This is a genomic window from Streptomyces sp. NRRL B-3229 (genome assembly GCF_000719505.1).
In the GTDB taxonomy this organism is placed as follows: domain Bacteria; phylum Actinomycetota; class Actinomycetes; order Streptomycetales; family Streptomycetaceae; genus Streptomyces; species Streptomyces griseorubiginosus.
In genome coordinates this window covers 94,229-116,292 of record NZ_JOGP01000017.1, presented here as the reverse complement: position 1 = coordinate 116,292, position 22,064 = coordinate 94,229, and the positions used below count along the sequence as shown (strand labels likewise).

Genomic DNA, 22,064 nt, shown 5'->3' with positions numbered 1-22,064 from the left:
GGCGCCGACGCCTCCCCGCACCGGTCCTGAGAGGTTGCTCCGTCCTGTTGTCTCATCCCGTGATGCGGCTTTGAGGTGCTGGTGTCGGGTCACCACACGAGACGGTGTTCTCGCTGGTGAGCCGGTGGGTCATGAGGTCGGTCAGCGCAAAGTGGATCACGGCTTGGAACCGGGCGGGCAGCGGTTGCGTAGCCACGGGCCAGGCGGCGGTTCAGCATCAGCCAGCGGTGGGTCCGCTCGACCACCCAGCGTTTCGGTACCGGGGTGAAACCTCACCCCACTCCGGACTGTCCTCACGGACGCACCACCGATCTGGAAGCCGTGGTCGCCGGACTCACCATGCAGCCGAGCTCAGGCGGCACGGCAGGCGCCGTAAATCGGGTGACAAAGATCTAGTGGCAGCTCTACAGGCGAGCCGGATTGCCACTCCTCTGCAAGATGATCCTTCGTCAGTAACGCTCAGCGGCCACACCACAGGATCTGTGCAAGAGCCCGTCCCGATCGCGGCTGCTCTCCGGGGCCCCTCTCCAGCCCGGTCCGCTCAGCGGAACACCGCACGACAGACCCTTCCTCACCCCCCACTCTGCTCGTTGGAGTCCCGGTAGGGAGACCACCGGTACCCAGAGGCATTCCAGTGATCATCGAGGGCGGGGGAACAACGCATGGGGACTGAGGGCACCACCGACACTGCCGCGGCCGGGTCGGTCATCTCGCTGCCGAAAGGCGGTGGCGCGGTGGGCGGGTTGGGGGAAAAGTTCTCGCCCGACCTGTTCACGGGGACCGGGAACTTCTCGGTGCCGATCGCGCTGCCGGCCGGACGCGGTGGTCTCCAGCCCCAGTTGACGCTCGGGTACAGCACGGGCAGCGGCAACGGTCCCTTCGGGCTCGGTTGGCAGCTCTCCCTGCCCGGGGTGTCACGGAAGACCTCGCGGGGACTGCCGCGCTACGTGGACGCCGGTGGCGTCATGGCTGGTGAGCGTGCCGACGTGTTCGTGCTGTCGGGTGCGGAGGATCTGGTTCCCGTAGCGGGTGCCTACCCGGGGCGGGTGCACTACCGGCCGAGAACCGAGGGCGTGTTCGCCCGGATCGAGCACGTCAAGGACGCCTCCGGCGACTTCTGGGAGGTGCGTGCCAAGGACGGCTCCCGCACCAGGTACGGCACACCGCGGCCGGCCGACGCACCGGACGGCTGGCGGGACCCGGCCGTGGTCGCCGACTCCCGCACACCGGGCCATGTCTTTTGCTGGCGGATCACCGAGACAGCCGACGCCCTCGGCAACCTGGTCAGGTACTCCTACCTACGGGACTTCGGCCAGGAGCCGGGCCGTGTGTGGGACCAGCCCCTGCTGGCCCGGATCAAGTACGCGGACTACGGCGACCGGTCCGACCCGACGTTCTTGGTCACGGTGGACTTCGACTACTCCACGCGCCCCGACCCGTTCTCCGACTATCGGGCCGGTTTCGAGGTCAGGACGTCCTTGCGCTGCGACACAGTCAGGGTGAGCACGCACGCGGGCGACGGGGTGGCACGGGTGGCCCGCGAGTACCGCCTCGGCTACGACCAGGCCGCCTTCAACGGTGTGTCCTTGCTGACCGATGTGACGTGCGTCGGTATCGACGAAGGGACAGCAGGCACGGGAACGGACTCCCCGGGCGCGGGGGACGGCGGTAGCGGCTCGAGCTCTGGAGGCGGTGGATCGGGCACGAGCGGAGCGGGGAGTGGGCCAGGCGGACCCGCGTCAGGAGGGGAGCCGCTCACACCGACGCCGGACACAGGGTCCGACAACCGCCAAGTCTCAGAGAACCGCCAAGTCTCAGACAGCCGGAACATTGCGGAGGACAAGCAGCCGGCGAACCGCGCCATCGCCGCGGCCGTCTCCTTCGCCGACCCTGCCGTCGAGGCTTTCCCGCCCCTGGCATTCACGTACACCGACTTCGAGCCGGCAAGCCGCCGTTTCGCGCCCGTCACGGGCCCCGGCCTGCCCACCACTGCGCTGAACGGCCCGAGGCACGCACTCGTGGACCTGCGTGGGGTCGGCCTGCCCGATGTCGTGGAGTTCGGCGCGACCCAACGAGTGTGGCGCAACGCCGGGAACGGCCGGTTCGAATTGCCCAGGACACCGGCCGAGGCCCCTGCGTTCCCGCTCGGCGCGGCCGGGGTCCAGTTCCTGGACGCGGACGGCGACGGGCGTCCCGATCTGGTCGTCTCCCCCGCCGCCGCACCGGGCGCCCGCACGACCGTGGGCGGCGGACCGACGGGGTACTTCCCGATGACGTTCGCCGGCGGCTGGTCGCGACGGTCCTTCAGGCCCTACCGGCACACGCCGAGCGTGAGTCTGGCCGATCCGAACGTGAAGCTGGTCGATCTCGACGGTGACGGGCTGACGGACGTGCTGCGTTCAGGCAGTCGCCTGGAGGCCTGGTTCAACGACCGGGACCCCCAACTGGCCTGGCAGGCCACCGCGCTGAGCAACGGCAGCGGGCCCGGCGTCGACCTGGCCGATCCCCGGGTCCGACTCGCGGACATGACCGGCGACGGCCTCCAGGACCTCGTACTGCTGCGCAGCGGCAACATCTCCTACTGGCCGAACCTCGGCTACAACCGCTGGGGCGCCAAGGTGACGATGCGCGACTCGCCGCGGCTGCCCGACGGCTACGACCCCCGCCGGGTGCTGCTCGGCGACGTGGACGGGGACGGCACGGCCGACCTGGTGTATGTCGACCGCGGCCGGGTGTCGCTCTGGGGCAACCGGTCGGGCAACACCTGGACGAGCGAGCCTCTCGTCGTCGCCGGCACTCCTGACCTGGTCGACGCGGACTCGGTCCAGCTGTGCGACCTGAACGGGACCGGCATGGCCGGGCTGCTGTTCAGCCGCGCGGCGGGCACCTCGGGTCGCGGCGGGGCGAACGTGCGGTTCCTCGACCTGACCGGCGGTACGAAGCCGTACCTGCTGACCGGCATGGACAACAACCTCGGCGCCGTGACCCGGGTGACGTACACACCTTCCACCCGGGAGTATCTGCGCGACCAGACGCAGCCCGCGACGCGCTGGCGGACCACCCTGCCGTTTCCCGTGCAGGTAGTCACCAAGGTCGCGGTCGAGGACCGGATCTCAAGCGGCCGCCTGAGCACCGAGTACCGCTATCACCACGGCTACTGGGACGGCGTGGAGCGGGAGTTCCGCGGTTTCGCGATGGTCGAGCAGCTCGACACGGAGAGCTTCGGCGCCGCACCCACCGGGCCGGGCGCGGTGCCGCCCGAGCACTACACGCCGCCCACGCTCACCAAGAGCTGGTTCCATCTCGGGCCGGTCGCCGCCGACGAGGCCGGCGACTGGACCGAACTCGACCTGCGGCACGAGTACTGGGCCGGCGACGCGCAGATGCTGTCCGTGCCGGCCGCGCAGGATGCGCTCCTGGCCGCCCTGCCGCGCGACGCCCGCCGGGCCGCACTGCGGACGCTGCGCGGGCAGGCGCTGCGCACGGAGTTGTACGCGCTCGACGACACCGCCCGCAGGGGCCTTCCCTACACGGTGACCGAGAGCCTCCCGGGCGTCCGTGAGGTGTCCGCTCCGACCGACGCGCAGGATGCGAGCCGGGAACGCATCTTCTTCCCCTTCGCCCTGGGCAATCGCACCACGCAGTGGGAGCGCGGGGACGAACCCATGACCCGGTTCACCTTCCCCACCGGCTACGACGCGTACGGCTTCGCGACCGGGGAGATCTCCGTCGCGGTGCCGCGCGGCCGGGACCCGCTGGCCGCGGCCCCGCCCGGCGCGCCGACCGAGCCGTACCTGGCCACCTACACGACCACCGAGTACGCCCGCCGCGACGACACCGACCACTATCTGCTCGACCGCAAAGCGAGGACGACCGGCTACGAGGTCGTCAACGACGGCCGGCTGTCCGTGGCGGACCTGCGTACCGCCGTCCTCGCCGGATCCCAGCGCGCCACCGGGGACGGCGTGTCTCTGCGGGTGATCGGCCACACCCGCACGTACTACGACGGCGACGCCTATGTCGGGCTGCCGCTCGGCACGCTCGGCGAGTACGGCCTGGCGACCCGCACCGAGACCCTCGCGTTCACCGACGCGTTCCTCGACTCGCTCCACGCCCCGGGCGACCCACGGCCCCCGTACCTCGCGCCGGGCGGGCCGGCCACCTGGCCGGCCGATTACCCGCCGGAGTTCCAGCGCCTGCTGCCGCCGCTGGCCGGCCACAACCACTGCACCGACACCGACGTACCAGGCTCGCCCGGTGGCTACTACGTCACCGACGCGCGGCACCGCTACGACGTCCACGTCACCGGAAGGGTGCCGCGCGGGCTGCCGGTCGCCTCGCTGGACCCGCTGGGCGCAGAGAGCCGGATCGACTACGACGAGCACGACCTGCTACCGGTGCGTTCCATCGACCCGGCCGGGCTGGAGATGGCCGCCGCCTACGACTACCGGGTCCTGCGGGCCCGCACGGTCACCGACCAGAACGGCAACATCGCCGAAGTGGCCTTCTCCCCCAGCGGGTTGGTCACCGCCCACTTCGTCCGGGGCAAGAACGGCGAAGGCGACCGCACGGCGCCCGGCACCGTGATGTCGTACGACCTCACGGCCTTCGCTGAGCGCGGCGAGCCCACCTCGGTACGGAGCGTCAAACGGGTCTACCACGACAGCGACAACACCGCCCCCGCAGACCGACGCGACGAGGTGATCGTGTCGGTGGAGTTCACCGACGGCTTCGGCCGGGTTGTGCAGTCCCGCGGCCAGGCCGAGGACACCCTGTTCGGTGACCCGGTCTTCGGCGGCGGCCTCATACCGGGCCGAGATCTCGCACCGGCCGACGACAGCGCGGGCCGTACCCGCGGTCCGTCCGACCCGGACAACGTGATCGTCTCCGGCTGGCAGATCTACGACAACAAGGGCCGGATCGTACGCAAGTACGAACCGTTCTTCTCCACCGGCTACGCCTACGCGCCGGCACTCGACGCCCAACTGGGGCAGCGGACCAGCACGTTCTACGATCCGCGTGGACACGCCGTCCGGGTCGTCGGCCCGGACGGCAGCGAACAGCGCGTCGTCCTCGGCGTTCCCACCGAGCTGACCGACCCGGACCGGTACGCACCGACACCGTGGGAGTCGTACACCTACGATCCCAACGACAACGCCGGCCGCACCCACCCGGACGCCGGCACCGCCTTCCAGAGCCACTGGAACACCCCCGCGAGCGCCGAGTTCGACGCGCTGGGCCGCACGGTGCGCGCGGTCGTCCGCACCGGAACCGCCGACGAGGACCGGCTGACCACCGTCTCGGCGTACGACATCCGGAGCAACCTCGTCTCGGTCACCGACCCGCTCGGCCGCACCGCCTTTCGCTACGTCCACGACCTGACCGGGCGCTGCTGGCGCACCGACGGCATCGACGCCGGCCGCCGCGACACCGTGCCCGACGTGCTCGGCTCTCCGGTCGAATCGCGGGACGGCAAAGGGGCGTTGGCGCTCGGCGTCTTCGACGCGCTGCACCGGCCGACCCGGGTGTGGGCCCGCGACGCCGCCGGCAAAGCGGTGACACTGCGGCAGATCCTCGAGTACGGCGACGGCGGCACGCCCGACCAGCCCACCGCCGACCGTGCCGCCGCCCGCGCGGCCAACCTGCTCGGCCGGGTGGTGCGCCATCGCGACGAGGCGGGCCTGGTCTCCGTGACCGCGATCGATTTCAAGGGCGACGTGCTGGAATCAGCTCGCCGGGTGATCGCCGACGCCCCGGTCCTCGCGACCTACCCGGCTGCGGCGGCGAACGGCTGGCAGGTGGCGCCGTTCCAGGTCGACTGGACGCCGGCCGCGGGCCAGGACCGGGCGGCCCGGGACGCCGTACTGCTGGAGCCGGCCGGCTACCTCACGACGATGCGCTATGACGCGCTCGGCCGCGTGGTGTCGCGGCTGCTGCCGGCAGACGTGGAAGGACGCCGCCGCGAGATGCGGCCCACGTACAACCGGGCCGGAGCGCTGGAGGCGGTCAGCCTGGACGGTACCGTCCTCGTGCAGCGGATCGCCCACGACGCCAAGGGCCAGCGGATCCTGGTCGCCTACGGCAACGGCATCATGACCAGGTACGCCTACGACCCGCGCACCTTCCGGCCGACCAGGATGCGCAGCGAGCCCTACACGCTCGCCACCGGACCCACGTACCGGCCGGCCGGGGCCGCGGTGCAGGATCACGGCTACGACTACGACCTCGTCGGGAACATCCTCGGCGTGCGCGACCGCGCGCCCGGCAGCGGCATTCCGAACAATCCCGCGGCTCTGACCACGACCGACGCGGTGCTCCGGGGACTGCTCGGCGGCGGCGACGCGCTCGACCGCAGGTTCGCGTACGACCCGGCCTACCGTCTGCTGTCCGCCACCGGCCGCGAGCACCGGGCACTGCCCGCCGGTGATCCGTGGCCCGGGCTGCCGCGCGGCACCGACGTGACGCAGACCCAGGCGTACACCGAGACCTACGGCTACGACCGGGCCGGGAACCTGCTCACTCTTTCCCACACCGCCACCGGAGGCTTCACCCGCACCCACACCGTTGCGGCCGACAACAACCGGATCCAGCGCACGACCGTGGCAAGCACGGTGTACGACTACGTCTTCGACGGCAACGGCAACATGCTGTCGGAGACCACGTCCCGGCACTTCGGGTGGGACCACGCGGACCGGTTGACGGCGTTCGCCACCCAGACCGCCGGCGCCGAACCGTCCGTGCACGCGCAGTACTTGTACGCGGCGACCGGCGAGCGGGTGAAGAAGCTGGTCCGCCGCCAGGGCGGGGCCGTGGAGGTGACGCACTATCTCGACGAGATGTTCGAGCACCACCGGTGGGCGGCGGGAACAGCGGCGGGGCAGAACAACCACGTCCACGTGATGGACGAGAGCCAGCGCGTCGCCCTGGTCCGGTCGGGGCCGGCCCACCCCGACGACCGCGGCCCGGCGACCGCCTACCACCTGCCCGACCACCTGGGCAGCAGCACAGCCGTCCTCGACGCCGCCGGCGCCCTCACCAACCGCGAGGAGTACACCCCGTACGGCGAGACCAGCTTCGGCAGTTACACCCGCAAGTGCTACCGGTTCACCGGCCGGGAACGCGACGAGGAGAGCGGGCTCAGCCGTCATGGCGCGCGCTACTACGTTCCCTGGTCTGCGCGTTGGGCATCGTGCGATCCGACCGGCCCGGCCGGTGGCGTCAACCAGTATCGGATGTGCGGCGGTGATCCGGTCAATCGCACCGACACACGCGGCACGGACTGGGAATTCACCTGGGACCCACGGGAATGGGCTCCGCTGGAGTTCACCAAGGAGGAGATCGCTCCCAGAGCGGCGGGTGCCGTCAAGGTGGTGGCCGGCGCCGGCGCCTTCGTCGCCGGAGCAGCGCTGTGCGAAACGGGGGTCGGCTGCATCGCCGGCGGCCCGCTGATGGTGATGGGCGCCGACGTGGCCGGCTCCGGGGCGGTCCAGACGGTGCAAGGTGCCCCCGCACCCACCGCATTGGGCGCCCTTGCCGGCCCTTCCGCCCAGCAGTTCGAGGAGAACGTCGTAGCGGCCGCCGGCTTCGCTCACCTGGCCGCACAGGGCTATGCGATGTGGCAGACCGGTCGGCCGCTCGGACCGCCATCCGTACCGCCCAGGCCGAGCACCGCAACGAGATCCGCGGGAACAGGCGGGGGCAAGCCGGGCCCTGGCGGCAGTCCGCCGGCCGGGCCACCCGCCGAGCCGGCCTTCCTCAGGTCCACGGCACCCGAGCCCGCCGCCCCGGCTCCCAGGGCGCCCCGTGCCGAGCCGCCTCAGTCTCCACGCTTCCACATCGGTGAGGGTGTCCGCAGGGCGGTGGCGCACCGAGAACTGGGCATCCCCTCCGTCGAGGCGGTCCACGCCACCACCCGTCAGCCCCTGGGCCGGATCCCGCTCGACCAGTTGCTGTCGCCCAAGGCAGCCGTAGCAGCGGACTCCCGGTACCTGAACGTGCTTCGAGGAGTTGGAGGCGGCAATCCTCCGGGCGTGCCGGGCCCACCGCCCATCGCAGTGGACCCGCTGCCTCCGACGGCCAACACCAGCAACCTCACCCCGGTCTCTCAGGTTCGCCTCACCCGACCGACACGGTGAATACGCATGTCCCGTTCTCGCCCGTTCAGCGCGACCGCCAGCAGCGAAGAAAAAGCCTATGACCGGATTGGAAGTCTCGTGACCGTCAACGAATCCGCAGCCCCGAACGGCGCGATGGAACCGACCCTGATCTCCCAGACGATCCCCAAGGCGCCCCCGGAAGTCTTTCCCTCCGTGACCATCGCACCGGTGACCGCCCGTGTCGTGGCCGGAGTCGCGACCGCGGTCACTGTCAACGCCGGCCGGGGTACCCACTGGGTGTGGATATCTGCGGACCTGAGCTGGAACGACGAGCCGATGGTCACCTACACGGAGACCAGGATCAGCATCGACGGTGTCCAGGTCCTCGCCGACCACCGGGGCGGTGGCGGCACCGAGGCCGTGACCTTCCCGGCCCCCGGGACGCACACGCTCGTGGCGTCCGCGGTGACCACCGACGGGAGGGTCATCTCGTCGGACCCGATGAGCGTGCGCGTCTACGCGCCCGGACCGCCCGCGTTCACCATCGCGGCACCCGCGGCGGGCACCACGGTCAGCCTCGACGAGGCGGGCAAGGACATCGTCGTCCAGGTGACCACCACGAGCGACCAGTACTTCCCGCTCACGGTCAGCGTCGCTTGGGACGACAAGGTGGCGACCGGTCAGATCCTCAGAGGCAGTACCCAGTTCCAGACGACGGTCCACCTCGCCTCGATGCCGCTGGGCACCCGCACCATCGCGGTGACGGTCGCTGACCCCGACGGGGTCGGCTCGCAAAAGACCACCTCGGTGACCTGCAAGGACATCTCGCCCCCGCAGGTGCACGTCGACTACCCGCCCCAGAACGGCAACATCGGCGCCAGCGACGACACCGGGGCGGCGACCGTCCTCATGCACGGCACCGCGGCTGACCTCCAAAGCGGCATGCTCGGAGGCAGCGCCTCGGTGGCCTGGGCGCTGACGCCCACCGGCACCAGGACCCCGGCGATCCCGGTGGCGCCCGGTGACTTCCGTGACTGGACCGCCACCGTGCCGCTGACGCCGGCCGGGTTCGGCGCGCACACCATCTACGTGTGGGCGACCGACTTCGCGGGCAACACGATGGCGGCCCCGCAGACCGTCCCGGTGACGGTGATCAGCTCGTACACCCCGAAGACGCTGGACGAACGGCTCAACGACCGTGAGTACCTCGCCGCGCTGCTGTCGTTCACCCAGGAGCAGGTGACGTTGCCCGGGTCCCCGCCCACGCCTTTGGACACCCACACCCTCGTCGGCGCCCTCGGGCAGCCCGTGGACCGGCTGAGCCAGCCGCTCTCGGCGGCCGTCGACCAGGGAAACCGCGAGATCAACCAGTTGCGGGTGCCCATCGAGGTGCTGCGGGCCTACATCGCCGCCACCGGCACCTCCACGACTCCCGGGGCGGCCGGGGACCGGGCGTACCGCATCGCCGCCTACACGGCGCTGCTCGCCGCGGCCGGGACCTCGTACACCGAACTGCGGCTGGCCCGCGGTGCCGACCCCGCCGTCCGGCATGCCCTCGCCGCCCGGCTGGGCATCCGGCTGTCGGCAACCTCGCCCGACGAACTCGACCTGTTGCTGCTGGACTCCGCCGGTCCGGCCGAGTCGGTACTGGAGACCGTCTTCGGACTGCTGTCCACCGCGGCCGGCGACCCGCTGCGGGTGCCCTCCACGCCCTGGCTGCTGACATGGCGGCAGACCGCCCTCGCCCTGATGTGGGCCGACCAGGACCAGCACCCGACGGTGCCGCCCGCCTACCGGGTCCTCGCCGACCCCGACGTGATCACCACCGCCGACGTCGTGCCCGGCCCGAACGGCGACCGCATTCGCACGCTGCTCGGCTCGCGGGCCCTGGTGCTCACCCTCTACCTGGCCGCGCTCAACGACGCACGGACCAAGGCCGCCACCCCGGCCGACGGGCTCACCGCCATGCAGAAACTCGCCCTGCCCGGCGTCGACCTGGCCGCCCTGGAGACCAGGAACGCGCAGGGCGGCGACATCGGCGCCGACCTCGCCGCGCTGGGCCTCACCCGCGGCGGTTTCCTCCTGCTGCGGAAGCTGTGCAGACTCGCGGCCACCGGGACCGTCACGACCGACGAGTGGAACGACGCCATGGCCGTGCTCGTCCGTGCGCACAAGGAGTCCCTCTACCCCAGCTGGCGGGCGCAGGAGTCCACCTTCGTGCTCTCCCCGGACTTCTTCCTGCCGGGCACCACAGCCGGGCCGACGCTGAACGCCTACCGCGTCGACACCCAGGCCCGCACCGACTGGAAGGCCACCTTGCGCAACCGGATCACCCAGCGTGAGGACCTGATCGAAGCCAACGCACAAGCCGTCGCGGCGGCCGAGCAGGCCGCCCTGCCCCTCCTGCGCGACGCCCTTCTGGCCGACCTCGCACCCTCCACCACGGGCAATATCGGCGAGGAGATGTCGGCCCGGTTCTTCCTCGACGTGCTGGCCGGCGGCGCGCTGCGCACCACCCGCATCCGGCAGGCCATCGAGAGCGTTCAGTCGCTGCTGTCGGCCAAGCGCTCCGGTGAGCTGCCGGCCAACCACCCCGCGGCGCCTTGGATCCTCAACGGTCCCGCGTTCAGCGCCGCCTGGACATGGATGGGCCAAAAGGAGAGCTGGCAGGCCGCCACCCAGGCGTTCCTGTTCCCCGAGCGCCACCTGGACCCGGCCCTGCTCGTCCCGGCCACCGGTCCGCTGCACGACCTCTTCGAGACCGTCCGCGGCGCGGGCGTCTTCACCGGCACCGTCGCCGCACAGGCGGCGAGCACCTATCTCAAGGCCATGGGGAAGACCTTCGGCTACTTCGACACGAACCTCAACAGCCTGCCCACCGTGCCGGAACCGGCCAACACGGAGATCTTCTGGACCGTGCCCCTGTTTCTGGCCCAGCGGCTGCAAGCGTCCGGCGACTACCAGGCCGCTCTGGACTGGTATCGGCTGGTCTACTCCTACGACGTCCACGACACCGGCAAACCGGTGTCCCTCTACAGCCGGATCAACACCGAGAAGGTCTTCCAGCCCGACCTCAGTTTCCCGCCCGGCTGGACGACAGCGCTCAATCCCTTCGCACTCGTCGCCAACCGCCCGGCTCCCTACACCCGTTACACGCTGCTGTCCGTCATCAGGTGTCATCTCGACTACGCCGACGCCCAGTTCACCCGGGAGACCGACGAGTCGGTGGCGCAGGCGCGCACCCTGTACGTCACCGCGCGCCGCCTCCTGCAAACGCCCGCCCTGCAACCCCAGACGCCGCTGACCGCCGGCGAACCGGCCCTGCCCATCCCCGACCTGGACGTGCTGCGCAACCGGGCGCAGGTGCAGCTTGCCAAGATCCGGCAGGGCCGGAACATCGCGGGACTGCCCCGCGCCCAGGGCGTCACGGCGGCGACGGTCGTGCAGCCCACCCCCTACCGGTTCAAGACGCTGCTGGAGCGGGCCCGGCAACTCGCCGCCCAGGCCGCCCAGATGGAGGCCGGCTTCCTCGCCGCACTGGAGAAATACGACGACCGCAGCCTGCGCCTGTACGACGCGGTCAAGGGCATCGACCTGTCGGCCGCGCAGCTCGGCGTGGCCTCGAGCCGGGTGCAGGAGGCCCATGACGCGGTCACCGCCGCCACCGCGCAGAAGACCAAGGCGGACACGATGATCACCTCCTACGCGGCCGCCATCGACGCGCCGCCGAGCCGCTACGAGCAGAACCTGCTGGACGACTACGGCGACATGCGCGACATCAAAGACCACATATCGGAGGCGAACACGGCGATCGGAGTGGCCCAGGCCGCCTCCACCGCATCGAGCCTCTTCGGACTGTTCGACAGCGGAGGCGCCAAAGCGGCCCTCGCCGTCGGCATCGAAGTGGCAACCCTCGCCAAGGGCGCCTTCGAGCTCCAGCAAAACGCGCTCGAAGCACAGATGCAGGCCAACCAGCTGCGAGCCGGCATCGAGCAGCGCAAGGACGAGTGGCGGCTACAGCAAGTCTCCGCGCAGCAGGACGCACTCATCGCCGCCACCCAGGTCACCACGGCCCGCGACCAGGTCACCATCGCCGTCCAAGAGCAAGCCGTCGCCTCGCTTCAGCACGACCAGGCCACGGCCACACTGAAGTTCCTGAGCCAACAGTTCACCAACGCCGACCTGTACCTGTGGATGAGCAACACCCTGGGCGGCGCATACCGGTACTTCCTCCAGCACGCGACCGCCACCGCCCGGCTCGCCCAGGCCCAACTGGCCTTCGAACGGGCAGAACCGGCACAGACCTTGATCCGCAACGACTACTGGCAGTCGCCGGCGGAGCTGACGGCCAACACCGTACAGCCCGATCGCCAGGGGCTGACCGGCGCGGAACAACTCACCACCGACCTGGCCCAGCTCGACGACTACTCCTTCAACTCGGCGCGACGGCGTCTGAACCTGTCCCAGACGTTCTCGCTGGCCCGGCTGATGCCGGTGGAGTTCCTGGAGTTCCGGCGAACCGGAACGCTGGCCTTCGCCACGCCGATGGCCCTGTTCGACGCCGACTTCCCCGGCCACTACCTGCGGTTGATCCGCCAGGTACGCACCAGTCTCGTCGCGCTCGTGCCACCCGACCGGGGCATCCGCGCCACCTTGTACTCCAACGGCATCTCCCGGGTGACCACCGGAGCGGACGGCACCTTCCAGGACGTCACCGTGCGCTCCGACCCAGGGGTGATCGCCCTGACCTCGCCGGTCAACGCGGGCGGGGTGTTCGAGCTCGATGTCCAGTCGGACCTGCTGCTGCCGTTCGAGTCCAGCGGCGTGGACACCACCTGGGAGTTCCAACTCCCGCCCGCCGCCAACCCCTTCGACTTCTCGAACATCGCCGACCTGCTGCTGACCATCGACTACACCGCGGCATACGACGACACCTACCGCAGGCAACAGCTCACCCGGCTCAACGCCGACCGCAGCCGCGGCGCCGACTGCGTGTTCAGCCTGGCCCGTGACTTCCCCGACCAGTGGTACGACCTGAACAACCCCGCCGACCCCACGGCCCGTTCGGTGACCATCCCCTTGCGGGACGTCGACTTCCCACTGGAGATCGACTCCCTGTCCACCGCCGCCGTGGCCGTCCGCCTCTCCAGCAGGACACCGGTGCCCGACACGGCCGTCACCCTCACCCACGGCCCGAGCACAGGCACCGCCACCACCACGAACGGAATCGCCAGCACGAGACGAGGCAACGCCACCGCCTGGATCCCGCTGTGCGGCCCCGCCCCCACCGGACCCTGGCAGCTCACCTTCGGCAGTGAGGCCGCCCCGCTGTTCACCTCCGGCGCCCTCGACGACATCGTCCTCGTCATCAGCTGGACCGGCCAGGCCCCAGCCTGGACTCCATGACCCCTACCCGGCGGGAGCCCCCGAAGGACTCCCGCCTCGCAGGGCGGGCAGAACCGGCAGCCGATGAAGTCGACGTCGACCTGCGGGAGTTGCAGGGCCAGGAGCGACTGGATGTGTTCTGCGACTTCCTCCGGGAGATCGGCCGGCGGCTGGGCAAGCCCGCGCTGATGGAGCCGGAGGGCGACGATGGCCATCCGGTGATCGGCTTCGACGTCGAGGCCGACCGAGTCGTCCCCTCGCAGTCCCGCAGGTCAGGTGACTGCGGCCGATGGCTGAGGTTCATAGAAGGTTCCATCGCGGAGCATCGCGAACAGCACGTCGGCCCTGCGGCGGGCGAGGCAGAGTAGGGCCTGGGTGTGGGGCGGGCTGCTGCTGGCCGCTGGGCGCCCCTGGCAGCGCACCGGCACACACTGGGCACTCGGGTCGGTCGGGCTCGGTGCGGGGACAGCCCTGCTGACCCTGTTGGTCAAGGGCTAGACAAGTAGGTCCAGTTGCGGTGTTCTCAGACGTAGGGAGGGTGTCCGACATCGGGTTGTTACGACCGATTTCGACACCCGACGTCGTCCACCACCGCCGACTGGGTCAACTCCGTCGCGGGCTGCTCGGCGAAGAAACCGCAGGGCACACGAGCGAGCCGTTGTGGCCGTACGGGCGACGTGAGCAGATCACTGGCCGCGATGCGCTGTTGCCCGCGTTGGGCAGTGGTTCACAGGGCCGTGTCCGAGCCCGACCGGATCACAGAGAGACGGAGTTCGCCGACGCCCCTGATTTCGCTGATCACCTGGATGGTCGGTCGCGGGGGCACCTCGCGTTCATGGCCGGGACCGGTTCCGTTCGGCGTTCCGGTCGTGATCAGGTCCCCGGGCAGGAGGGTGCGGTACCGGACTCACGCCGGCGGCCCCACATCGGCCGGTTCGGGTTGCGGCACATCAGCCGCGACGACCTGGAGAACCGAGTTGGCCCTTGCCCCGACGGCACCACCTCAGGGCTGTCGTCTCCAGCCACTCGGCGGGGGTGGCCCCGACGGTCGTCGGATGTGCCGACAGCGCCCGGGTGTCCAGGCTGGGGACATGACCCAACACGTGCGTGAAAAGGAGCCCGGGACCGCTCCGGGGGCGTCGGCCGACGCCGACGTGCCGGACCGTGACGTCCCGCCTCGTAGGAGCGAAGTGCGGGAATTTATCGGCCTGGCGTTGGCGGCGGGCGCCGGTGCCCTGTTCGTCCTCCGTCCCGAGTTCTACGCGGCAGGGGTGCACATCCTCGCCACGCAGGCGGCCGCACTGGTCCACTGAGCCGCCGATCGCAACTCTCTCGGGGCACGCACCTGGCCGTCGTACGCCCTGATCTCCGTCTTGCCGTTGTGCACACGCTCGTTACGAGGGTGACGGCAACCGTCGACGCGGTGCGCGGCCCACCACATTGGAAAGGAATCCTGTGAACACCGCATCCGCCCCGGCGGCGACGGGTGCCGAGTCCTTGCGCGCCCGCGAGACGATCAAGGCGCTGTACGGATACGTCCGTCCGCACCGGCGGGCCGTCGCGCTCGGTCTGCTGTTGGCGCTGGCAGGCGCCACCGGCGGACTGCTCCAGCCCCTGGCCACGAAGGCGCTCGTCGACCGGCTCTCGTCCGGTGGCACGATCGGCGCCATCCTGCTGGCCATGACCGTTCTGGTCCTGCTGAGCATGGTGGCCGAGGCGTTCGGTGCCTACGTGCTCGAACGGACGGCGGAATCGGTGGTGCTCGCGGCCCGCCGCAGCCTCATCGAACGGCTGCTGCGGCTGCGCCTCACGGAGGTCGACCGGATGCAGCCCGGCGATCTGATGTCCCGGGTGACCTCGGACACCACGCTGCTGCGGGCGGTCAGCACCCAGGCGGTGGTCTCCGCGGCGACGGGAGGGGTGACACTGGTCGCGGCGATCGTGGTGATGGCATTCCTTGATGCCGTCCTGCTGGGCGTCACGCTCGGCGTCGTCGCGGTCGTCGGTGCGGCTGCCGCGCTGGTGATGCCGAAGATCGGGCAGGCCGCCGAGCGTGCGCAGGCGGCTGTCGGGGAGATGTCCACGGGCCTGGAGCGGGTCTTCGGCGCGTTCCGCACGGTGAAGGCGTCCGGCGCCGAGGAGCGGGAGGCCGCTCGCGTCGAGGGAGCGGCACGCAGGGCGTGGCGCCACGGCGTGCGCAGCGCGAGGTGGGAGGCCGTGCTGGGGTCGGCGGACAACCTCGCCGTCGAACTGGCGTTCCTGGCGGTACTCGCCGTCGGCGGGGCTCGCGTGGCGTCCGGGGACACGCCCGTGTCCACGCTCATCGCGTTCCTGCTGTACCTCTTCTACCTGATGGAGCCGGTGTACAAGCTGGTCGAAGCGGCGTCCCACTACCAGGAGGGGGCGGCCGCGATCGCCCGGATCGCCCAGGTGGACCGCTTGGCGACGGAGCAGCAGGACCGGCACCGGCCGGGGCGGCCCGCAGCGGTCAAGGCGGTGCGGCCCTCAGCGGTCAAGGCGGTGCGGCCGCGTCCGGCATCGGTTCGCTTCGAGGAGGTGTGCTTCCGGTACGGTCCCGGGTTGCCGTACATCCACCAGCGGCTGGACTTCGACGTTCCGGGCGGCGGGATGACGGCGTTCGTCGGCCCGTCGGGTGCGGGCAAGTCGACGGTCTTCGCGCTCGTCGAGCGGTTCTACGACGCGACCGGCGGCCGTGTCCTGGTCGACGGCAAGGATGTGACGAAGTGGCCACTTTCCGAGCTGCGGTCCGTCATCGGGTACGTCGAGCAGGACGCGCCTGTGCTGGCCGGCACGCTGCGGGAGAACCTGGTCTTCGCTGCGCCGGGCGCGACCGACGACGAGATACGCGAAGTCCTGACCCGGACCAGGCTTGCCGCCCTCGTCGAGCGCCTGCCGCATCGCCTGGACACCCCGGTCGGGCACCGCGGCACGAAACTGTCCGGAGGCGAGCGCCAGCGCATCGCGATCGCCCGCGCGCTGTTGCGCAGGCCACGGCTACTGCTCCTGGACGAGGCGACCTCGCAGCTCGACGCCGTCAACGAGCTGGCACTGCGGGACGTCATCGCCGAGACCGCACGCGAGACCACCGTGATGGTGGTGGCCCATCGCCTGTCGACCGTCATGGACGCCGACCGCATCGTCGTCATGGACGGGGGCAGGGTCCGGGCGGTCGGCGCCCACGAGGAACTGGTAGCCGAGGACGAGCTGTACGCACAACTCGCGGCGACCCAGCTGCTGACTCCTGCCGAAAGCCCCAGCGGGTGAAGCGGGCGGCCTGCTGGGACCCCACAGGCCGGCTGCTGCGCACGCAGGCGAGTTGGCGGGTCTCGACGCCCACTGCTGGTACGCGTAGGTACGCCGCGTCGTCATCAACCTGCGGACCGAGTGGTGGCGTGCGTGTAAGCAGGAGGGGCGCCGCCGGAGCACCTGCCGGACCCCGGGTTCGAGGAAGTTCGCACGCAGCAACTCGGGACAGCCCCCGCCGCGCGCGGACGGGGAATTGGCGGGTATCTCGACTGCCGGTTGACAGTGGACCACGAGTCCATACAGAGCCAGCTGTCCGGTGCGCTCCAGACGATCCTCAGGCTGGGCAGTGTGTCGATCCAGGAGGTGACGCGTGTGCGCCGGATGCTGGAGATTCCTGCCGCACCGCCTGGCCGCGGTGCAGCGGTCGGATGAGCAGGCGGCGGAATTGCGTGGTGGCCGCGATCGTCGCCCAGGACGCCGACGCGGCCGAGGACGCCAACAGCCGAGTAGACCAATAGACAGCAACCGCTCCCACCCCGCGCCACCACACCCGACGACCATGTTGACGTGATTCCAGGCCTGGGAGAGGTCGCGGAAGCTGCGCTCGAGCCCGCACCGGTCCCGGCGGCAGGAGCCCAACCGACGTCCGCTGGACAGCGGTACATCGGCGGCCTGTACCGGCGCGAGCACCGCGCATCCCCCCGGCCCCCGAAGACACCGACTCGTCAACGGCCCTGCCCGAAGTCGGCCGCGGGGAGCACCAGGCGGAAGGTGCAGCCCTCGCCCGGGACGGTGTCGAGTTCGAGACGGCCGCCGTGGCCCTGGGCGATGGTCGCGGCGATGGCGAGGCCGAGGCCGCTCCCGCCGTGGCTGCGGGAGCGGCCGGGGTCGGCCCGGTAGAAGCGCTCGAAGACGTGCTCGGCGTCGACGGGGTCGAGGCCCGGTCCCTCGTCCGCCACCTCGATCACGCTGACCGGGAGGCGCTCCGGAAGCGGCGGCGAGGCCGAGGTGCGCCCCGGCCGGTCGGTGCCGCCTGTTCGGGGTCCGGTCGCTGTCGTGCCCACCCGTACGTGGACACGGGTGCCGGGCGGGGTGTGGGTGCGGGCGTTGGACAGCAGGTTCTCCAGGATCTGCCCCAGTCGGCGCGGGTCGCCGACAGTCTCTGCCACGTCGAGTTCCTCGGTGCCGCCCGGGTCTGCCGGAGTGGGCAGCGGGCCGAGGTCGACGGGGTGGCAGTGGCTGTGGACGGCGGCCGCGCTCACCGCGTCCGCCGCGAGCGAGAGCAGGTCGACCGGTTCTTTGCTGTAGGAGGGTTCGCGGTCCAGGGTGGCAAGCAGTTGGAGGTCGTCGACGAGCAGGCTCATGCGCTCCGCGTTCTGCGCGATGATCCGGTTGGACTCCCGCAGCTCACGCTCCGGGCGCCGCTCCGGACGCAGCGCGAGCTCGGCGTATCCCTGGATGGCCGTGAGCGGCGTGCGCAGTTCGTGCCCGGCGTCCGCGACGAACCGGCGCAACCTTGCCTCCGAGGCCTCTCGGGCCAACAGGGCGGACTGCAACCGGTCGAGCATGGAGTTCAACACCCGGCCCAGTCGTCCGATCTCGGTGCCCGGGTCGGTGTCCGGCAGTCGCAGGTCGAGCCGGCCCGCGGTGATGTCCTGGGCAGTACGTTCCGTCCTGGTCAGTGGCAGCAGTCCCAGCCTGACCACCCACCGGCCCAGGGCGAGCAGGCCGGCGATCGTGACGGCGAGCAGCACGGCATTCAGCCACAGCAACTTCGAGGTGGCGCCGTCGACGGTGTCGAGCGGCAGGGCGACCACCGCGCTCATGCCGTCCGGGCCGGGATTGACCAACACCCGCCAGCGGCCGTCGCCGCTGGTGGCGGACACGGTTTCCGGGTGCCCGTCCCTCAGGCCGAGGTCCTGCGCCTGGTCGGCCAGCCGGGGCCCCGGCTTTGCCTGCGTGCCGAGGGAGCTGTTCAGGCGATGCCCGGAGGAGTCGTAGAAGTAGACGTGGAAATCCGACGGCAGTACGTCCAGGCGCTCGGCGGGCACGGGGAAAGCGCCACGGACGGCGTCGTAGAAGGCCGGGGTCGGGGGGTGGAACTCCACCAGCTGCTGGTCGACGCGATCGAGCAGCCAGGAGCGGAGCACCACGTAGCCGATGGCCTGGGAGGTCAGTACCGCCGCTGTGGCGAGGACGGTGACGCCGAGGATCAGTCGTCGTCGCAGTGAGCCGGGCGGCCGGGGCAGGCGGCGGATCACTGCTCCGGCGTCCCCTCGTGGTCGCGGGGCAGCCGCAGGCAGTAGCCGACACCGCGCACGGTCTGGATGAGCGGCGGCTCGAAGCAGTCGATCTTCCTGCGCAGGTAGCGGACGTACGTCTCGATGATCCTGGCGTCACCGGCGAAGTCGTAGCTCCAGACGTGGTCGAGAATCTGGACCTTGCTCACCACCTGGCCGGCGTTGGACAGGAGGTAGGCCAGGAGCTTGAACTCGGTCGGGGACAGGGCGATGTACTGTCCCGCGCGGTGCACTTCGTGGGCGCCCAAGTCGAGTTCGAGGTCGGCGTAGCGCAGGACGCTCGGTGGTGGGAGTGCGACGTCCAGCGGTGCCGTGCGGCGCAGGATGGCCTCGATACGCAGCAACACCTCGTCGATGCTGAACGGTTTGGAGACGTAGTCGTCCCCGCCGACTCTCAGGCCCTGGATACGGTCGCCGGTGCCGGTGCGGGCGGTCAGGAACAGGATCGGACACTCGTCCCCCGCCGCCCGCAGCCTGCGGGTCACCTCGAAGCCGTCCAGGTCGGGCAGCATCACGTCGAGCAGCACCAGGTGCGGTCGCAGGCGTTCGACCTCGACGAGGGCGGACTGTCCGGTGTCGGTGCTGCTCACCTCGTATCCGGTCAGGCGGAGCGTCGCCTCCAGCAGCGTGCGGATGCTGGGCTCGTCCTCGACCACGAGAAGCCTATGTCGCGGACGAGTCGTTGCGGACTGCTCGGTCATGACGTGATGCTGGTCCGTTCTCCCGGGTGGTCCCCGTTGCTCCGGCGTCGCCTACTTGGCGGCGCAGTCGTAGAGCACGTCGGCTCCTCCTCCGAAGCCCATCGCACTACCGCTGCTCTTCTCCGACGACGTGCCACCGTACGCCGATGCCGGAACCTTGGTGCAGTTGTCGGCGATCCAGTCGGAACGCTGCTTGCTGTAGTTGGCGGCCCCGTTCATGCCCGGCCTGCCGCCGCTGTTCGTGTCGGAACCCAGGACGTAGCGTAGTTCCCCGCTCTTCGTCCACTCCTTCAACTGGTCCACCGACGGCGCGTTGTCGCTGCTGGTGAAACCGCCCATGCCGATGACGGTCTCGTCGGAGCCCAGGATGAAGGAGCTGGCGGCCATGGCACCGCCTTCGACGGCGAGCTTGATGCGGGCGCGGGGTGCGTGCTCCACGGCGTAGTCGAGGATCTTGCGCTGCTGGCCGGTGAGTTCGCCGCCGCCGCCGAAGCCGCCGCGTCCGCTCGGGGCCTTTCCGGAGCCGCCGCCGGGGAACGACGGCATGCCGCTGCCTCCCGAGGTCGAGCCTCCCGACATGCCGGGCATGCCGTTCACTCCCCCTGTGGGCATACCGGACGGCATATCGGTCGGCATGCCTGACGGCAGTCCCGAAGGAGCATTGCCGGAGGAGGGCTGACCGGACTGTCCTGAAGGCGCGTCACCCCCAGGGAAGCCGGACGGCATCCCCGACGACGGAAGGTCGCCGTCGGTCCCGCTCTGCCGTGGCATGCGGCCGCCCCCGCCGAAGCCGAACGTCGTCGGACCGGCCGTCGGGTTGGAGCCGCCCATCGCGGATGCGGAGCCCGGTACGCTGACCGCCCACGCTCCCGGGGCCACCAGGACCGACGCGACGGTGGCACCCACGGCGACCGTCAGCAGCCGGCCACGCCGCCGCGCGAGGAGCAGCAGGACGACCGCGGCGCAGCCGAGCAGCAGGACCGGCCACACCAGCCAGCCGTTCCAGTCGGAGTCACGGCGGACCAGCGCCACGGCCCAGACCGCGCTGACGACGACCGCGGCCACGCCCACCAGGGGCGCCCAGCGCACGCCTGCACGGTGGACACGGGCCAGGGTGGCGGTCAGTCCGCCGCACAGGGCGGCGATCGACGGGGCGAGCTGAGTGGTGTAGTAGGGGTGGAAGATGCCTTTCTGTGTCGAGTACACGGCCGCGCAGACCACCAGCCAGGTCCCCCACAGCAGCCAGCCGGAGGCCGGCAGCAGGGCGTCGGCGGACAGCATGCCGCGTCGGCGCAGCACCACGCCGACCAGGGCGACGGCCAGGGCCAGTGCGCTGACCGGCAGCAGCCAGCTGATCTGGCCGCCCACCTGCGCGTTGAACAACCGGCCCAGTCCGGACGCGCCGCCGAAGCCGCCGCCGAACCCGCCCATGCTCTGGGACATCCCGTCGCTCGAGCCGAAGACCCTGCCCAACCCGTTGTAGCCGACCACGAGATCCCAGGCCGAGCCGTCCTTGCTGCCACCGATGTAGGGGCGGTCGCCGGGCCACAGGGCGACCATGGCGACCCACCACAAGGAGGACGCCGCCAGGATGGCCCCCGCGCCCAGCAGACGCCGCACTCGCGGTATCCAGGGGCCGCTTCCTCCCACGAGCCAGGCGAGAGTGAACGCGGGAATGACCATCCAGGCGGCGAGCATTTTGGTGAGGAATCCGCACCCGATCAGGAAGCCGCTCGCACACAGCCACCAGGTCGCGGTCCTGCCCACGGCCTGCAACGCGCGGGTGAGCGTGTACGCCGCGGACACCAGCAGCAGGACGAGCAGCGTGTCGGGGTTGTTGTCCCGGTTGATGGCCACGGTGATGGGTGTGAGCGTGAGCACCAGTGCGGCGACCAGCGCCGCCCCCTCCCCCGCCCAGCGCCGCACGGTGCGGTGCAGGACGAGGACCGCGGCCACGCCCTCGATCATCTGCGGCAGCACCAGCGCCCAGCCGTGCAGCCCGAAGATCTTGCTGCTGATCACCTGCGGCCACAGCGCGGCCGGCGGCTTGTCGACCGTGACCACCCCGGCCGGGTCGTACGAGCCGAAGAGGAAGTTGGTCCAGCTCTTCCCCATCGACTTCACGGCCGCGGAGTAGTAGCTGTTGGCCCATTCCAGGGAACCCAGTGCCCAGCCGTACAGGACGGCCGCGAGCAGGAGGATCGCTCCGAGTGCGGCCGGTGCCGCCCAGGCGGGCAGCGAGCGGACGAACGCAGGCGAATCGTCGGGTGTCGAGGCGGCCGGTACGGGCTTGAGGTGCGTGGGATTGCTCATGT

Annotated in this window: 8 protein-coding genes and 1 pseudogene; 5 read left to right on the top strand and 4 right to left on the bottom strand. The window is 70.7% G+C overall.

The genetic code is table 11. From position 1 onward, the window contains the following. The first annotated feature begins 662 nt into the window (after nt 1-662). The 3 genes and pseudogenes from IF54_RS0125800 to IF54_RS43535 all read left to right on the top strand — a co-directional run. Nucleotides 663-8,135, top strand: coding sequence for a SpvB/TcaC N-terminal domain-containing protein (locus IF54_RS0125800; RefSeq protein ID WP_030322687.1), 7,473 nt, complete (start codon nt 663-665; stop codon nt 8,133-8,135). Between the two features lie 78 nt (nt 8,136-8,213). Beyond that, nucleotides 8,214-13,502 carry a neuraminidase-like domain-containing protein gene (locus tag IF54_RS0125795; RefSeq protein ID WP_030322685.1) on the top strand — a complete coding sequence of 1,763 codons (5,289 nt, stop codon included), beginning with the start codon at nt 8,214-8,216 and terminating at the stop codon, nt 13,500-13,502. Between the two features lie 56 nt (nt 13,503-13,558). Beyond that, nucleotides 13,559-13,761, top strand: a pseudogene (locus tag IF54_RS43535) (hypothetical protein); the annotation flags it as partial. A 447-nt stretch (nt 13,762-14,208) separates the two neighbouring features. Here the strand turns inward: IF54_RS43535 and IF54_RS42315 are convergent. Continuing rightward, complete coding sequence (locus IF54_RS42315; RefSeq protein WP_107047888.1) at nt 14,209-14,370, bottom strand: hypothetical protein; 162 nt, start codon at nt 14,368-14,370, stop codon at nt 14,209-14,211. Nucleotides 14,371-14,572: 202 nt separating this feature from the next. On the opposite strand from IF54_RS42315, the gene IF54_RS0125780 reads away from it, so the two are divergent. Next, on the top strand, nt 14,573-14,794 hold the full coding sequence (locus IF54_RS0125780) for a hypothetical protein (RefSeq protein ID WP_159002196.1): 222 nt from the start codon (nt 14,573-14,575) through the stop codon (nt 14,792-14,794). 142 nt (nt 14,795-14,936) lie between these two features. Beyond that, nucleotides 14,937-16,766, top strand: coding sequence for an ABC transporter ATP-binding protein (locus tag IF54_RS0125775; RefSeq protein WP_030322680.1), 1,830 nt, complete (start codon nt 14,937-14,939; stop codon nt 16,764-16,766). 707 nt (nt 16,767-17,473) lie between these two features. On the opposite strand, the gene IF54_RS0125770 is transcribed toward IF54_RS0125775, so the two are convergent. From IF54_RS0125770 to IF54_RS0125760, 3 genes are read right to left on the bottom strand one after another with little or no spacing between them, the layout of a single operon-like run. Continuing rightward, nucleotides 17,474-19,009, bottom strand: coding sequence for a sensor histidine kinase (locus IF54_RS0125770; protein ID WP_078852107.1), 1,536 nt, complete (start codon nt 19,007-19,009; stop codon nt 17,474-17,476). After that, nucleotides 19,006-19,749 (bottom strand): response regulator transcription factor, encoded by a 744-nt coding sequence (locus IF54_RS0125765; RefSeq protein WP_030322678.1) that lies wholly within the window; start codon nt 19,747-19,749, stop codon nt 19,006-19,008. The genes IF54_RS0125770 and IF54_RS0125765 overlap by 4 nt, the downstream gene beginning before the upstream one ends. Before the next feature lie 51 nt (nt 19,750-19,800). Continuing rightward, complete coding sequence (locus IF54_RS0125760; protein ID WP_030322676.1) at nt 19,801-22,062, bottom strand: ArnT family glycosyltransferase; 2,262 nt, start codon at nt 22,060-22,062, stop codon at nt 19,801-19,803. Between the last annotated feature and the right edge of the window lie 2 nt (nt 22,063-22,064).

Excerpts from the sequence above, each read along its gene's own strand:
- IF54_RS0125780 (WP_159002196.1), top strand. The coding sequence starts at position 14,573 with ATGACCCAACACGTGCGTGAAAAGGAGCCCGGGACCGCTCCGGGGGCG.
- IF54_RS0125760 (WP_030322676.1), bottom strand. The coding sequence starts at position 22,062 with ATGAGCAATCCCACGCACCTCAAGCCCGTACCGGCCGCCTCGACACCC.
- IF54_RS0125800 (WP_030322687.1), top strand. The coding sequence starts at position 663 with ATGGGGACTGAGGGCACCACCGACACTGCCGCGGCCGGGTCGGTCATC.
- IF54_RS0125765 (WP_030322678.1), bottom strand. The coding sequence starts at position 19,749 with ATGACCGAGCAGTCCGCAACGACTCGTCCGCGACATAGGCTTCTCGTG.